Origin of the sequence: Vibrio sp. B7, assembly GCF_963888765.1 — a bacterium.
GTDB classification, from domain to species: Bacteria; Pseudomonadota; Gammaproteobacteria; order Enterobacterales; family Vibrionaceae; genus Vibrio; species Vibrio anguillarum.
The window spans coordinates 34,981-50,403 of record NZ_CAWPKR010000013.1 but is presented as its reverse complement, the minus strand read 5'-3'; the positions used below and the strand labels follow the sequence as shown (position 1 = coordinate 50,403).

Sequence of the window (15,423 nt, the reverse complement as noted above, 5' to 3'; positions counted from 1 at the left end):
GACACCAAGACAAGAAAGATCAAGAATATGAGGCGCAGTTAGAGTTGAAGATGAACTAACAGCGCGAGGATGCCCCCTTTCAGGGGGCTGTAAACCAAAGCCGCCTTCTAAGAAGGCGGATTTTTACTTTATATCAACATGCCAATCTGGAAAATTAATAGCTTAATTCAATCTCTCGAACATATCTTGATCACCCTATCTGTACTTTCCAAAAATCGATTTATACATTGAACACCTCAGACATAATGTCGTCGTGATCCGCAAAACTTTGTTGGTTAGCATGAGCTAACTGCACACTTGCTCTATTGGATTTAGCACGGTGAGTAGGAGGAAACGTGATGACACTAACATGACTAAACTGCACTTATATACCTACCAGCACCATTCATTATAACGACGGCCTCACCTATTCATTTTTAGGGGCATGCTGACCCAAGCCGACCCAAATAAATACGCATATTCAAATAGCTGTGGCTTCACAGTTCGAGGTTTTGTGCCGTGCTCGGCCTTAAGTCAAATGGCATTTTGATCAAGAAATTATCCAGGAAATCCCAGGTGTTCAAGCGGGTAATAGTAGAATTAGGATGGTTTTTGTTGGCTCGCCAGCGTTTTAAAATCGGTGCTATTAAGGCTATCCATCGTGATATTTAACAATAGCTAGATAGCCTTAATGAGATCGTACTTTTCTTTAATTGGTATAAGGTTATTTTTAGGTGCTTAGATTGCCATTTAAACATGCTCTATCATGGTTAGTGCCTTACGTGAGACTTCTGCGGCGGCTTTAGGGTAGTTTTGTTTTTCAAGGCTATCGGCAAGATAAGCGTAATCAGATACATTGGCACGGAGCGATAACGCTTTTTCCAAATGGCTTTGCGCCTCCGCCCATTTCTGCTCTCTCATATACAATTGAGCCAGTGCGCTGTGTGCTTCGGCGTTACCACTATCCTTACTAATGGCTTCTTGTAACAACAAAATTGCTGGGTATCTATCTGGTAAATTGAGCTCTGCCAATAATGAATACAGAGCTGGCATTGGGTGTTTTTTTAATGTTTCTTTAATGACGGTAAATGCTTCCGAGTCTGCTTTTCGTTGGATCAACTGCTCGATGAAGCATTGAGTTAAAATGACGTCGTTTTTGGTTTTCCTTGGGAGCTTGTCCCAGTGATTGATTAAGCCTTCGCTACCTTGTTGCTGGGCCACGTTTTTTAGTAAACCGCATTGTGCTTTTTGGTTCAGTTGTTGGCTCTCGTCCGCATTAATCTGTTTTGCTTTTTGGAGCTTAGGTAAAAGCTCAAGCAGCGGCTGCCACTGTTCTAGGTGTACGTATGTTGTCTTGAGTAAATTGAGCACGATGGTGTTATTCGTATGAGTGGCTTGTAAGGCTGATAGAGTGCTTAGCGCCTGCTCAAACTCTCCTTCTCGTACTTGCTGTTTGGCACGAGTTAATTCAACAGCTAGGCCTGCATTACTTTGCTGACTGGCGAGATCTAAATAGTGATCTCGTTTTGCTCTGTCGCCCATTCCCTGCGCGGCTTCCGATGCAACAAGATAGCAGAGCAGCGGCATATCATGGTGGTTCGCCCAGCGAGTGACTTTCTTTTCTGCCTGCTTCCAGTCTCCCTCTAGAAGTTTAATGATACCTTCATTGGTATAACGGCGAGAGCGCTTTAACTTACGTACGCTGAACCAGTTTAATGTGTTTGAACTGGCGTAGAATGCTTTTTTGAGGAGATACTCTAAGCTAAATAATCCAGAGAGGAGTGCAATCACAAAGACCACTAAGGTGGTCACGCTCATCTCTATTGTTCTATTAGCTATAGAGATAAGAACATAACCTTGCTGGCCAGCATATTGGGTTCCGATAAATAAACCGGCCCCTAATACTACAAAAAGAAAGATGACTCTAAACATTACTTATCCTCCGTAACGCTCATTGGAGAGACTTCACGGCGTAGGCGTTCAGTGATGACATCAGCGAGTTCGTGCTGAGTTTCAAATTTAACTGGATATTGCACTTGTATATTTTGTTTACTGAGCTGCAATAGCGCGTGATTAAACTGCTGCACACTCTGATCATCGGAATTAAAGAAGCTGGCTGACCATTTATCTGCTGTGCTCAGTGCCGTTGTATAAATCTCTTGTTGTTCTGCGTATACGGCTTTGATGGCGGTTTCTAATTTTGCTTTGAGATTTTCTTTTAGATAGAAGTGCTGTTCAGGTGACAGTAGCGGAATAGCATTACCGTCTCGAGTGCGGAAGGTAATGAAGTTCTCCGAGAAGTCTTTCAATGAGCTAACGAGATTATTTTGCCAGTCGTTAATATTTTCGGAAACTTGTGGTGCTGATTGCTGCTGAGTTTCAGGCAACATGGCATTGGCCAGCGGTAGAGTGTCAACTTGTTGCTGTAAGATTGTTAAGCGTAACACTAGCCCTTCACGATCAATCAATGGGATGATTTTGAGCTGAGTAATGTCACGCGCCATGGCTTTGCGTAGCGGCACTAAGCTTGGGTCATTCAATTCAGCAATACGCTGATCAGCGCTTTCCATTAGCTTGGTCGCGCTGACGATGTCATGTTCTAGAAAAAGTTTACGGCCTGCTAGTTTCACTAAGTAGTCAGCTTCTGCTAGTAGCCAGTCGTTGGGACGGCGGCCTTTGATATCAGCTATCGCCAGTTGCAAGCTGTCGATACTTTTTTGCTGTTGATTCAAGGCTACGTCAGTTTTGTGAGTGAGTTGGTCCGCTTTGGCTTGTGTTTCTTGCTTTATTTGATTGATTTCAGCCGCGAGCTGACTTTGGGTTTGTGTTAATTGAGCCTGCAATACGTTGATTTTGGCTTGGTAAAAGGCGTCTTTTTGCTGCATTTGATAGGCTATACCACCACTGAAAATGATGGATAAGCTAATTGCAATAACAGAAAGTTTGATACTGCGCTTTGCTCGTTTATCACTCTTTTCTTCAGGCTGAGACGTGGGATCCTGCACGTAACTTTTTGGTGAATCAAGGTTATCCGTTGCGTCTTTTTCTGTAACCAGAGGAGGTGTGGCTGCTTTTTCAGGTTCAATATGCGGGTTATTATTTTTGCTTGTCATGCTTAGAGTCCTGTCTAGATTGGCTAATACTAGCCGCGAGTTCTGTATTGGAGGCGCTTCCCACGTTCGTGACGCACCCAAATCCCATGTGCAGCGCCTCTTGTCGAATTCGCTCGCTTGGGACAAAAAGAGCTAAATTTAGCAGCCAGAGTCGTTGTGAATCAGAGAATTGATCCATCATAAAATTGAGTTGACCTGAGCTGGTGACAACTAACTGAGTGACTTGCTGTTGCTGCCACAGAGATATCGATTCGGCGGCAAAGAGGGTGATCGTATCGCGTCGATACACTTCCTTATACACCACATCAGCACCACGCTCGATTAAGCTGTCGTGGATGAGCTCACGTCCGCCATTACCACGTAAAATCATCACCTTAAGGCCCGATATTGATTGCAACTGCGGTAGGGCAAGCAGGTGTTCACTGTCACTTATCTGCGGATAGTGTACTTTTTGTTGGCTTAATTTGCTGAAAACATGTGCGGTTTTTTGACCAACGGCAAGGTATCTGGCGTCATTTGGCCAAAAATATCGATGATCTTGCAAAAATTGATGACTGAACGTCACCGCGTTTTGGCTAACCGCAATAATAATGTCGCATTGCTGAAGTTCTGGGAGTAAATACGGGAGATCGGCTCCTGCATTAATCTGAATCAGTGGATGGTGAACGGAGCGGATACCGAGATCCGCTAATTGTTGGCAAAGTTCAATCCCTTGATTTTCGGGGCGAGTGACCAACACCGTCATGCTTTATTCGTGCTCGCAGTAGAGTTTGGACAGAATATCTCGCGCTCCATCATTGAGCAATTGATGGGCAAGCGTGACTCCTAGTTGCTTGGCATCGGAGCGGTGGCCGCGAATCTCACCTTGTACAATCTTAGAACCATCAGGCTCACCGACTAATGCTCTTAGCCAAATATGATCACCATCGAGCAATGCGTAGCTACCGATAGGTACTTGGCAACCGCCTTCTAATGTTAGGTTCATGGCTCGTTCACATTTCACGCGATCAGCCGTGTCAGAATGGTTGAGTGGCGCAAGCAATGCTCTTAAACGTTCGTCATCTAAACGGCATTCAATCCCGACTGCACCTTGCCCTACTGCAGGAAGCGATTGTTCTGGTTCAATAATGCTGCGAATGCGATCTTCAAGCTTCAGACGTTTTAAACCTGCTGCGGCGAGAATAATCGCATCGTATTCACCTGCATCGAGTTTTCCAAGACGAGTACCGACATTGCCACGCAATTCTTTAATCACAAGGTCTGGTCGATATGCTTTGAGTTGGCATTGGCGACGTAGACTGCAGGTGCCGACTATGGCACCTTGAGGCAGTTGTTCAATGCTTTGATAGGTGTTTGAAACGAAAGCATCACGTGGATCTTCGCGTTCACAAATCGTCACTAGTCCAAGCCCTTGAGGGAAATCGACGGGAACATCTTTCATTGAATGCACTGCCAAATCGGCACGGCCTTCAAGCATAGCGACTTCCAACTCTTTGACAAAAAGCCCCTTACCACCCACTTTAGCTAAAGGCGTATCTAAAATGACGTCACCTTTGGTTACCATGGTCACTAATTCCACTTCTAGGCCAGGATGAGCCGCTTGCAGCGCATCTTTAACATAATAAGCTTGCCAAAGGGCGAGCGGGCTTTTACGTGTGGCGATTCGAATGGGTGTTGCGTGAGTCATGATAATCCCGAGTGTAGGTAATGGATGGTTTAATCCTATCATTCCCGCGATGAAAGGTTTACTACTAGATCGTCGCTGTGAAGGATTGATGAAGAGATAGCATAAATTGGTCAAAATTGTGTGATTTATATCTCGTTTATATAATGAGCTATTACGACAAAGTGTAAATAGCTACGACACTATAGCCAAGGTCATTGGAGCGCATTGTAGGCATGCTCCGCCTGAGTGTGATATGCATCGAGAGGGCTTTACCAAATGGAAAGAAAATGTTAGATTGATCACGTTTTTTTGGTGCTTTAGAATAAAATATAATCAAAGCGCGTGTTAATGTTTCAACCAAGGAATCAACCTTGCAGGCTTACACCAAGACGTTAATTCAACGATTAGACAATCTCAACCAGCAACGTACCGAGCGTGCGCTGGCGCTTATGGATTTGCAAAGTCAACGTGTATTTCATTTCATTCCTGCATTACTGCACTTCAATCACCCGATTATTCCCGGCTACTACGATGCAAAAGTCCCTTATGGTGTCTATGGTTTTGAGCCTAACGACATCCAACGTCAGCTGGTTGAAGATACAGAACTCACCTTAGGTCAACCCTTACCGACCGCTGATTCCCCCGCTATTCTTGCTCTGTATACCATGGGCAGTACCTCGTCGATTGGTCAAAGCACCTCGAGTGACTTAGATATTTGGGTATGTGTAGCATCGAGTATGAGCTGTGATGAGCGGGAAAGCTTAAGCAACAAATGTTTGTTGATCACTGATTGGGCAAAGAGCCAAGGGGTGGAAGCTAACTTTTTCTTGATGGATGAGCTACGTTTTCGCAGTAATCATTCTGAGCAGATGACAGGCGAAAACTGCGGTTCATCGCAACATCTCCTGCTATTAGACGAGTTCTATCGCTCTGCTGTTCGCTTGGCAGGCAAGCGTTTACTGTGGCAAATCGTGCCTCCTGAAATGGAAGAGTGCTACGACGAATACGTGCACGAATTGTGCAGCAATGATTACATTAATTGCAGTGAATGGATCGATTTTGGTAAGTTGAACCGCATTCCTGCTGAAGAGTATTTCGGCGCAAACCTTTGGCAGCTTTATAAAAGCATCGACTCGCCTTACAAGTCAGTGTTAAAAGCGATTCTGCTTGAGGCGTATTCGTGGGAGTACCCACACACGCAATTATTAAGCATTGATACCAAACGACGGTTTTTTACTCATGAACCTGATTTGTACAGTATGGATGCTTACTATTTGATGCTTGAAAAAGTGACGCGTTACCTTGAACGCATTGGTGATTCTGCCCGTCTTGATCTGGTGCGTCGTTGTTTCTATCTCAAAACGCATGAAAAGTTATCCCGTGAGCCGAGCTTAGGCTCAGTGGCATGGCGTCGAGAAGCATTAAGCCACATGATTCAGCAATGGAATTGGTCGGAATCTGTTGTTCAAGAATTAGACAATCGCCGTAATTGGAAAGTCGAACAAGTTAAAGTTGTCCACCATGCGTTGTTAGATGCGTTGATGCTGAGCTATCGAAACCTGATCCAGTTTGCGCGTCGTAATGACATCACCTCGGCCATTAGCCCACAAGATATATCAATCCTCGCGCGTAAGTTGTATGCGGTGTTTGAGGTGTTGCCGGGTAAAGTCACGCTACTGAATCCACAAATTTCGCCAGATCTGCACGAGCCGGATCTCTCGTTCATTCAAGTTCGGGAAGGGCGAGCCAATAAAGCGGGCTGGTATCTGTATAAACAGCCTCTGGTTGCCCATCGTATGATTGGCCAACCTTTCCTTGAGCATAATGAATACCTCAGTAAGCTGGTCTCTTGGGCCTTCTTTAATGGTTTGATCACGGAATCAACTCATTTGCATTCAGTAGTACGTGACGCACAGTTGGATATTGATAAGTTCTATCAAATGGTTAGCGATTTGCGTAATACCTTCTCGTTGCGTAAGCGGCGGCCGACCATGCAGGCCTTAGCGAGCCCTTGTGAAATCAGTCAACTGGCGATGTTCATCAACTTTGAAAATGATCCTACTGCGGAATTAAGCGGTAAATCGCTCAAAATTGATTTGAAAAATATAGATATTTTCAGTTTCGGATCTGAGCAAAAAAGCTTAGTTGGTAGTGTCGATTTAGTGTATCGCAACTCGTGGCATGAAGTACGGACTCTCCATTTTACTGGCGAAACGGCGATGCTCGACGCGTTGAAAACCGTGCTTGGCAAAATGCACCAAGATGCGCTACCGCCAGAGTCTGTCGATGTATTTTGTTACAGCAAAAGTCTGCGTGGCGTGATGCGCAACATGGTGTACCAGTTGCTGGCGGAATGTATCGATTTGCGTTTGAAACCGGTAGAGCAAGAGAAACGTCGCCGTTTTAAAGCGTTACGCATTGGCGATCAAATGTATGGTCTGTTTTTTGAACGGCGAGGGGTTTCGGTACAGAAGTTGGAAAATTCGGTAGATTTTTACCGCAGTATTTCAACCAACAAATTGAAAGGTTCACCGCTGTTAATGCTCGATCGCGATCAAGATTATCAACTGCCGGAAATCGTCGATGGTTTTGCTAGTGAAGGCTTAGTGCAGTTTTTCTTTGAAGATACCGATAAAGGCTTCAACATTTATGTGTTGGATGAGTCGAACCAAATTGAAGTCTATCACCAGTTCAGCGGCGAAAAAGATGAGATGATCACTAACGTCAACAGCTTTTATACCTCAGTGCGCGACGGTAACCCACTCTCCGCTAAACTTATTAACTTCAATCTGCCGCAGTATTATCAAATCGTCCACCCAGAAGAAGGGGAAAGCTATATTGTCCCTTATCGTAACGATTCCGCGCTCTATTCTCGTCCTTCAAAAGCGGTCAACGCTTAGTTCGGTAGCGCCAAGTCACACATCTGTCACTTGGCGTTGTTGCTTTACACCCAGTCGATCGTTTCGCCAGCGTGTTTTTCACATTCTTGTTTCACCATCGCAATCAATTCCAGCCCTGTTTTTGAACAAATCCAGTTTTGGTCGATCAGTTTGAAATGGAAACCGCCTGACTTTGATGCCAGCCAAATTTCATGCATTGGCTCTTGGCGGTTAATAATAATTTGGCTGCGGTCATCAAATTCTAACGTCATCACATTGCCTGAGGTTTCGTAATCAATGTCGGCACCTGCGTTGTCTATCGCTTGTTCAATGATTTCTAGCTGCTCATCGACAAGTTGGTGAAATTCAGTATCGTTCATCCTGTCTATCCTATTGCTTTTCCTGATTGTGGTGCGATTATAGGGGGCATTGACTCAATAATCACGACATGCAAAATGAAAAAATCAATCGCTGCACTTTTTATGTTGTCACTCCTTGCTCTCGCAGGGTGTGGTCAAACCGGGCCGTTATACATGCCAGCAGAGCCTGAGCAGAGTGAACAACCTCAGCCATAGTCATTGATTTAGCTTAAAGGAAACGAATTTTGGATTACTTCAATTATCAGGACGATGGTCAGCTTTGGGCTGAAAATGTCGCATTAACAGAGTTGGCTGAGCAATACGGCACGCCTTTGTATGTCTATTCTCGCGCTACTTTAGAGCGTCACTGGCATGCTTTTGATAAGTCGGTAGGCGAACATCCTCATCTGGTGTGTTATGCGGTGAAGGCTAACTCAAACTTAGGTGTATTAAACACGTTGGCGCGTTTAGGGTCAGGTTTTGATATTGTTTCGGCAGGAGAGCTTGAGCGTGTTGTGGTGGCGGGTGGTGACCCGGCGAAAGTGGTATTTTCTGGCGTCGGTAAAACGGAAGCGGAAATGAAACGCGCGTTGGAGCTCAAGATTAAATGCTTTAACGTTGAATCCGAGCCTGAATTAGCACGTTTAAATAAAGTGGCTGGCGAGCTGGGTGTCAAAGCACCGATTTCACTGCGCATCAACCCTGATGTGGATGCACAAACCCACCCTTATATTTCAACCGGTTTGCGTGACAATAAGTTTGGTATTGCTTTTGACCGTGCACTGGATGTTTATCGCTTGGCACAAAGCCTAGAGAATCTCAGCATTCACGGTATTGATTGCCACATTGGCTCTCAACTGACCGCCATTGCCCCTTTTATTGATGCAACCGATCGCTTACTTGCGTTAATTGATCAGCTTAAAGAGGAAGGGATCACCATTAAACATTTGGATGTTGGTGGTGGTTTAGGTGTGGTGTATCGCGATGAGTTACCCCCGCAGCCTTCCGATTATGCCAAAGCCTTGTTGGCGCGTTTGAGTAACCATCAAGATCTCGAACTGATTTTTGAACCGGGACGTGCTATTGCGGCTAACGCGGGCGTGTTGTTGACGAAAGTAGAGTTTCTCAAACATACCGAACACAAAAATTTTGCCATTATTGATGCGGCGATGAACGATTTGATGCGCCCAGCGCTTTATCAAGCTTGGCAAGATATTGTTCCTGTTGTGCCGCGCCAAGGTGAAGCGCTAACCTATGACTTGGTTGGGCCTATTTGTGAAACCGGTGACTTCTTGGGTAAAGATCGTTCATTGGTCTTGGATGAGGGAGATCTACTGGCGGTTCGCTCAGCAGGAGCTTACGGTTTTGTGATGTCTTCGAACTATAATACACGTACTCGCGTGGCGGAAGTGATGGTGGATGGTGCACAAACCCACCTTGTTCGTCAGCGTGAAGCACTATCGAGCCTATGGGCATTAGAGCGTATTCTGCCGGAGTAAATTGAAGCATTATGCATTTCCATTTTTCTAAAATGCACGGTTTGGGTAATGACTTCATGGTCGTTGATTGCATTACACAAAACGTCTTCTTCTCCCCTGATTTGATCCGCCGCTTGGCGGATCGTCATACTGGCGTGGGGTTTGATCAGCTATTAGTGGTTGAAGCGCCGTATGATCCGGAAAGTGATTTTCACTACCGTATTTTTAATGCCGATGGCAGCGAAGTCGAACAGTGTGGCAACGGCGCACGTTGCTTTGCTCGCTTTGTGCGGATGAAAGGGCTGACCAATAAGTACAGCATTGGAGTCACGACTAAAAAAGGCAAAATGGTTTTAAATGTTGAAGAGGATGATCAAATCACCGTCAACATGGGCATACCAGAATTTGAGCCTAATAAGATTCCATTTCGAGCCAAACAGGCAGAGAAAACTTACATCATGCGCGTTGAAGAGAAAACCTTGTTCTGCGGGGCGGTGAGTATGGGCAATCCGCATGTGGTGACAGTGGTGGAGGATGTGACAACCGCTGAGGTTGAAATTTTGGGTCCACTGCTTGAATCTCATGAGCGTTTTCCAGAGCGTGTTAACGCAGGCTTCATGCAAGTGCTGAATCGCAATGAAGTGAAGCTACGTGTTTATGAACGTGGCGCGGGTGAAACTCAAGCGTGTGGCAGTGGCGCGTGTGGCGCGGTTGCCGTTGGTATTCTTCAAGGGTTATTGGCGGAAGAGGTGACAGTACACTTACCTGGTGGCTCGTTAGAGATCCACTGGCAAGGGCCGGGTAAGCCACTCTATATGACAGGCCCTGCGACTCATGTGTTTGATGGTCAAGTCTCTTGTTAGGGTTAAGTAAGATAAGGAATCATTTTGTCACACGTTGAAGCGGATGCACTCACAGCCGAAGTTGTGGCTGAATATTTACGAGATCACCCAGATTTTTTCCTCCAGCGTTCAGAGCTGGTTGACAGGCTCTCCTTGCCGCACCATCAACAAGGTGCGGTCTCTTTGGTGCATGTACAACTGAATCGTCAGCGCCAGAGAATTGAGGAGTTAGAGGAAGAGATCACAGCCTTTATGTCATTAGCGGCCAATAATGACCGCACTTTCCACGAATTTATGGATCTGCAAGAGCAGATCTTAAAATGTCATTCAATGCCGCAAGTATGCAAGGCAATAGAAAACAAAGCGCAAACCTTAGGTTTGGTAGCGTATATTCGTTTACTGGCCTCGCCTGAAACCGATTATCAATTGACCCAAGAGCAATGGCAGCGTTTTTCAACTAACCATTTTAATGGCAAAAATGCTTATTTAGGGCGTATGAAAAAGTTGGATCGCCAAGCGTTATTTGGTGAACAAACCGCTGTGCCAGAAATGGGTTCGTATGTGGTGCTACCATTAGGTAAGCGCTCATCACAAGGCGTATTAGCGTTTGCAAGTGAAGATGGCGGCCATTTTCAACCGAGTATGGATACCCTCTTTTTACGTCATTTGGCGTTAGTTCTCTCTCATTTAATTGAGACTCTACCTTGGCAACCGATTGAGCATGACCGAATCAGCCACACCTCTGCCTAACGGCTTACAGCAGCCCTTAACTCGCTTCTATGAATATCTGCGGAGCGAGAAAGGGTTGAGCTTGCACACCCAACGCAATTACAAACAACAGCTGGAAACCATGGCGCAGCATTTGGTGCAGATGGGGCTGAATCAATGGCAACAAGTCGATGCCGCTTGGGTGCGACAGCTGGCGAGCAAAGGGATGCGTGAAGGGATGAAAGCCAGCAGTTTAGCGACGCGTCTCTCTTCATTGCGCAGTTTTTTTGATTTCTTGATCTTGCGTGGTGAACTGACAGCTAACCCGGCCAAAGGCGTTGCAGCACCGCGTAAAAAACGCCCGTTACCGAAAAACTTAGATGTGGATGAAGTCGCACAACTACTCGAAGTCAAGGATGATGATCCGCTATCAGTGCGCGATCGAGCCATGATGGAATTGATGTATGGTGCTGGGTTGCGTTTAGCGGAGCTCGTCAGCATTAACGTAAAAGACCTGAGCTTTAGCCGCGGCGAGATTCGAGTGGTGGGTAAAGGGGATAAAGAACGTAAGGTGCCTTTTGCTGGCCAAGCCAAAGAATGGGTGGCGCATTGGTTGAAAATACGGACGCAGTTTGCGAACGCTGATGAGCAAAGCTTGTTTGTTTCAAAGCTGGGTGTTCGTATTTCGCATCGCAACGTACAAAAACGCATGGCCGAGTGGGGGCAAAAGCAGGCGGTGGCTAGCCATATTAGCCCACATAAACTGCGCCACTCTTTTGCGACTCACATGCTTGAATCGAGCAATAATTTACGTGCTGTGCAAGAGTTGCTGGGTCATGAGAATATTTCGACGACGCAAATTTATACTCATTTGGACTTTCAACATCTTGCGCAGGCCTATGACCAAGCGCACCCAAGAGCACGTAAAAAGAAACAGAGCGAGTAACGCATGCACTTTTATCGCAATATCGGCCCCATTAAAGCGATGAGCTTTGATTTGGACGACACGCTGTATGACAACCATCCAGTGATCCGTCATATTGAGCAGCAAATGGTCGTGTGGCTGCACACTCATCATCCGCTTTCCGCGACGCGTCCGATAAGTTGGTGGCAGCAACTTAAACAGCAACTGGCGCTGCAAGAGCCACTGCTCGGTCATGATGTCACTCAGTGGCGATTTAAGCAGATAGAACAAGGCTTAATTCAATTAGGCTATTCGCCGCAACTTGCTTTACAGGCTGCGCAGAATGCCATTGAAGAAGTGTTGCGGTTACGTCACTTAATCACGGTGCCAGAGAAGACGCACCGCGTGATGACCGAACTGGCAAAGCGCATGCCGTTAGTAGCGATTACCAACGGCAATGTTGACCCGCACAAAATTGGCTTGGGGCATTATTTTCAACAAATTTTTAAAGCGGGTCCCGATGGCTTGGCTAAGCCGTATCCGGATCTTTTTGACAAAGCGCAGGCTGCATTACAGTTACCTGCAGCCTCGATTTTACACGTTGGTGATCATCTGATAACCGATGTGCAAGGCGCAAAATGCAATGGTTTCCAAGCCTGTTGGTATAACGATCAAGGGCAAACCTTGCTCGCCAGTCGTCAGGCCAAAGTGTTGCCTGATATTGAAATCCATCAACTGGATTCATTACTGCAGCTTTAGGGCGTGACCGCTTTTATCCGCTTGAAAAGCCTTGAGATAGTAAGTGAAAAACGCGCGTAACTCTCTCGCATTATTTGGTTCTCCGAGAGAGTTGAGCAGCTCAACGCCCACTTCTAACGTGCATAAATGGCCAGCATCTTGATTTCGCCTTAATCCATACTGAGAGATTTGATTTGGGGTGAGGTGTAGCTGCGGTAAATCGGATAACCAAGGGCTCTTATTGAGCATCTTCTTGGCTTCTTGCCATGTCCCATCCAGGATAATAAACACGATTTCTTGAGTGTCAGACGTTGAGAGAGATTGGTATTCGGTGATCGATTGACTGCGCGTCGAAGGAAAAATAACCACCGCGTGTAACTTCTCATCTAGAATTCTCTTGTGTAATGATTTCGCCGTAGAGACTCGGTCCCAGATGTACACTGAGGAATTGGGCAAGCTACGCAGCAGCAGTTTGCCAGTATTGGTCGCTCGATGCGGTTCATTTTCATGCATCAGTAGTGCAATGCGCAGTTGGCTATCCAGTGTTGGTTGCAGTGAACAGATGCATTGATAGCTAAAATGGCAAACTGGGCAAGGGCACGGTCTGGTCACTTATGGTGTCTCGATATTTTCAGAAAATAACGTTAAACCGCCATTGGCGATAGGGTAGAGTACATCGCCCACCTTCTCTTTTTCTGCTTTCAGTTGGTAACCAGTGCGAGTAAAGATACGTTCAGAAAGCAGATATTGTTGCTGGTGGCGCGTCATGACAACTTGGATCTGATTTAGGTTTAATGGTTGCCAAAACCCCTTTTCAACGGTCGATGGCTGACCATCGTTGTAGTCATAATGAGTGCTAGCGGTATGATCCGCATTCAGTTGCAAACGAATCGTGAAATCCCTATTTTGGGTCGAAGTAGCATGATAATCCCCAACCCATGGAAGCGTCGCATCACTATTACCTAAGGTGGCACACCCCTGATAGCTTTTCTCACCGACTTTCAAGGTGGAACTCCAGCCGTACAGCGAGTCACTCATCCCGTCACTGCACATTTTTTGTGTGAGGAGCAGCGAACCTTGATTCATTTGGTACTCGCGCTTGGTTTCAGATAGCTGACTTTTTGTGATAGCGAATGTTTGAGTTTCACCGCTGATGGTTTGAAAGTTAAGGTTTTTCCCTTCAAAGTGGATGGACCATGACGGTTCGTTGCCAAAAGCGCGTGTCGGTTTGAGTGGTTGATTGCAGCGTTTAGGATTTTCAGCACTGAGCATATTGATGCTGGTCACGTTGAAACGTGCGCTGGAATCGGCATCGAAGCCTGTGCGGCTTGGCGCTGATAAAGTACCGATGAGCTCTCCATACAAAGGCTGATAAGGCGAGCGAGCCAAACTCAAGGCTTGCTGAGTCTGCTGTGGCGTCAGTGCTAGCCAATATTGTTGATTGCTACCACAAGGTGTAAAGGTTTGCGCCTCATGACCTACCACGACTTCTCCACGCATAATAAAGGGCAGTGCTTTAATTGAACTGGGTTTATCCAAACTTGCCATCGGTACGGCTGGTGGCTGTGATGCGTTTTTTGTCGCGCAGGCTTGCAGCATTAACGTGGTCAATAACAGCGCGGAACAGTGAAGCACTTTCATAACAGACTCTTTTTGGGCAATGCAACGAGACTAGATTATGGCACAAAGGCGCTGGCAAATTGAACTGATGGGTGTGAATTTAACAACCCGCGGACAAGAATCAGAGATAAATCGCGAAGTCGTTATGAACAAAAACACAGCGCTCAAATGGCGCTGTGTTTTTGTGACCGCTCGTTACTGCAGGCTGCTGTTACAATAAATGTTCACGCAAATAGTGAGCCACGGCGTCTTCTGCATTGCTACCAATCACTGTGTTATTAGGCAGTGCATTGAACACTTTTTGATGCGATGTGCCCATCACCAAGCCTTTACCAGCCATCGACAGCATTTCCACATCGTTCATACCATCGCCAAACGCAATACAGTTATCTAGGGTCAGGTTTAATGATTCTGCAACGGCTTTGAGCGCATCCCCTTTCGACACTTCTGCTGCCATCACTTCCAAACACCAAGGTGTTGAGAAGGCGACGTTCAGTTTGTCGCCAAAAATATCGTTTAAGCGCTCTTCAAACTGAGCTAATAACTCATGATCTTGCGCTGGGTGGGTGAAGAATATTTTGGCGACGCCCTCGGTAGGTGCGTTATTGACATCAAATACTTGGTAGCTAAAGCCGGATTCTTCGTGGAAATCACGCAGCGTTTCATCTTCTTTATTCAATAACCACGATTCATCTTGATAGATGTGAACAAAAATATCAGGGTTTTGCTTAAACACATCAATGACGGGCTGTACCAATTCTTGCGGTACATTTTTACTGTACATCAGGTTGTCATGTTGATCGTGAACGCGCGCGCCATTGGAAGTAATCATGTAGGCTGGAATGCCCGCTAACTGGCGAATACCCGCCACATCAACGTGATGGCGACCGGTAGCGAAGATGAAAGTAAAGCCTTTTTGGTGAAGTGCTTGTAGCGTTTGCTTGGTGAATTTGCTCAATTGGTGGTTTGGCGCAAGTAGTGTACCGTCGAGATCGGACGCCACGATATGAATCGCGTGCTCTTTACATTCGGTGGTCATAAAACCCTCATTATCATGGTCGATTTGGTTTGCAGATCGCAGATGGTGGAGAAACTTTGGTGTGGCTTAGTTTACGCCATCTTAAAGAGGAAAAAGAG

General features: G+C 46.0%; 15 protein-coding genes. 7 read left to right on the top strand and 8 right to left on the bottom strand.

What is annotated here, in order from left to right; all coding sequences use genetic code 11:
• Nucleotides 1–729: 729 nt before the first annotated feature.
• Genes AACV32_RS07640 through hemC form a run of 4 tightly spaced genes read right to left on the bottom strand, consistent with a single transcriptional unit; the run spans nucleotide 730 to nucleotide 4,779 of the window.
• Nucleotides 730–1,911, bottom strand: a complete 1,182-nt coding sequence (locus tag AACV32_RS07640; RefSeq protein ID WP_017049930.1) for a heme biosynthesis protein HemY — start codon at nucleotides 1,909–1,911, stop codon at nucleotides 730–732.
• Nucleotides 1,911–3,092 carry a uroporphyrinogen-III C-methyltransferase gene (locus tag AACV32_RS07635; RefSeq protein WP_017049931.1) on the bottom strand — a complete coding sequence of 394 codons (1,182 nt, stop codon included), beginning with the start codon at nucleotides 3,090–3,092 and terminating at the stop codon, nucleotides 1,911–1,913. The genes AACV32_RS07640 and AACV32_RS07635 overlap by 1 nt, the downstream gene beginning before the upstream one ends.
• The gene (locus tag AACV32_RS07630; protein WP_013855520.1) at nucleotides 3,076–3,837 is read right to left on the bottom strand and encodes a uroporphyrinogen-III synthase; all 762 of its coding nucleotides are present in this window, start codon (nucleotides 3,835–3,837) and stop codon (nucleotides 3,076–3,078) included. The genes AACV32_RS07635 and AACV32_RS07630 overlap by 17 nt, the downstream gene beginning before the upstream one ends.
• A 3-nt stretch (nucleotides 3,838–3,840) precedes the next feature.
• Nucleotides 3,841–4,779: a hydroxymethylbilane synthase gene (hemC, locus tag AACV32_RS07625; protein WP_026028588.1), complete on the bottom strand. Its 939-nt coding sequence runs from the start codon at nucleotides 4,777–4,779 to the stop codon at nucleotides 3,841–3,843.
• A 350-nt stretch (nucleotides 4,780–5,129) separates the two neighbouring features.
• On the opposite strand from hemC, the gene AACV32_RS07620 reads away from it, so the two are divergent.
• On the top strand, nucleotides 5,130–7,658 hold the full coding sequence (locus tag AACV32_RS07620) for a class I adenylate cyclase (protein WP_017049934.1): 2,529 nt from the start codon (nucleotides 5,130–5,132) through the stop codon (nucleotides 7,656–7,658).
• 44 nt (nucleotides 7,659–7,702) lie between these two features.
• On the opposite strand, the gene cyaY is transcribed toward AACV32_RS07620, so the two are convergent.
• Nucleotides 7,703–8,017: an iron donor protein CyaY gene (gene cyaY / locus AACV32_RS07615; protein WP_017044535.1), complete on the bottom strand. Its 315-nt coding sequence runs from the start codon at nucleotides 8,015–8,017 to the stop codon at nucleotides 7,703–7,705.
• 75 nt (nucleotides 8,018–8,092) lie between these two features.
• On the opposite strand from cyaY, the gene lptM reads away from it, so the two are divergent.
• The 6 genes from lptM to yigB are packed head-to-tail and all read left to right on the top strand — an operon-like array spanning nucleotide 8,093 to nucleotide 12,687.
• Entirely contained in the window at nucleotides 8,093–8,212 is a 120-nt protein-coding gene (gene lptM / locus AACV32_RS17800; RefSeq protein WP_033197445.1) for an LPS translocon maturation chaperone LptM, read from the top strand.
• A 29-nt stretch (nucleotides 8,213–8,241) separates the two neighbouring features.
• The gene (lysA, locus tag AACV32_RS07605) at nucleotides 8,242–9,495 is read left to right on the top strand and encodes a diaminopimelate decarboxylase (RefSeq protein ID WP_013855516.1); all 1,254 of its coding nucleotides are present in this window, start codon (nucleotides 8,242–8,244) and stop codon (nucleotides 9,493–9,495) included.
• An 11-nt stretch (nucleotides 9,496–9,506) separates the two neighbouring features.
• Nucleotides 9,507–10,337: a diaminopimelate epimerase gene (gene dapF, locus AACV32_RS07600; protein ID WP_010319875.1), complete on the top strand. Its 831-nt coding sequence runs from the start codon at nucleotides 9,507–9,509 to the stop codon at nucleotides 10,335–10,337.
• Nucleotides 10,338–10,361: 24 nt separating this feature from the next.
• On the top strand, nucleotides 10,362–11,066 hold the full coding sequence (locus AACV32_RS07595) for a DUF484 family protein (protein ID WP_017049935.1): 705 nt from the start codon (nucleotides 10,362–10,364) through the stop codon (nucleotides 11,064–11,066).
• A complete protein-coding gene (gene xerC / locus AACV32_RS07590) occupies nucleotides 11,038–11,970 on the top strand; it encodes a tyrosine recombinase XerC (RefSeq protein WP_010319873.1) in 933 nt (310 codons plus the stop codon). The genes AACV32_RS07595 and xerC overlap by 29 nt, the downstream gene beginning before the upstream one ends.
• 3 nt (nucleotides 11,971–11,973) lie before the next feature.
• The gene (gene yigB, locus AACV32_RS07585) at nucleotides 11,974–12,687 is read left to right on the top strand and encodes a 5-amino-6-(5-phospho-D-ribitylamino)uracil phosphatase YigB (protein ID WP_170895735.1); all 714 of its coding nucleotides are present in this window, start codon (nucleotides 11,974–11,976) and stop codon (nucleotides 12,685–12,687) included.
• On the opposite strand, the gene AACV32_RS07580 is transcribed toward yigB, so the two are convergent.
• The 3 genes from AACV32_RS07580 to AACV32_RS07570 form a co-directional block, all read right to left on the bottom strand.
• Nucleotides 12,673–13,278: a tRNA-uridine aminocarboxypropyltransferase gene (locus tag AACV32_RS07580; protein ID WP_170895734.1), complete on the bottom strand. Its 606-nt coding sequence runs from the start codon at nucleotides 13,276–13,278 to the stop codon at nucleotides 12,673–12,675. The genes yigB and AACV32_RS07580 overlap by 15 nt on opposite strands.
• The gene (locus AACV32_RS07575; RefSeq protein WP_170895733.1) at nucleotides 13,279–14,307 is read right to left on the bottom strand and encodes a COG3650 family protein; all 1,029 of its coding nucleotides are present in this window, start codon (nucleotides 14,305–14,307) and stop codon (nucleotides 13,279–13,281) included.
• A gap of 190 nt (nucleotides 14,308–14,497) precedes the next feature.
• Nucleotides 14,498–15,325, bottom strand: coding sequence for a Cof-type HAD-IIB family hydrolase (locus AACV32_RS07570; RefSeq protein ID WP_017049940.1), 828 nt, complete (start codon nucleotides 15,323–15,325; stop codon nucleotides 14,498–14,500).
• Nucleotides 15,326–15,423: the final 98 nt, after the last annotated feature.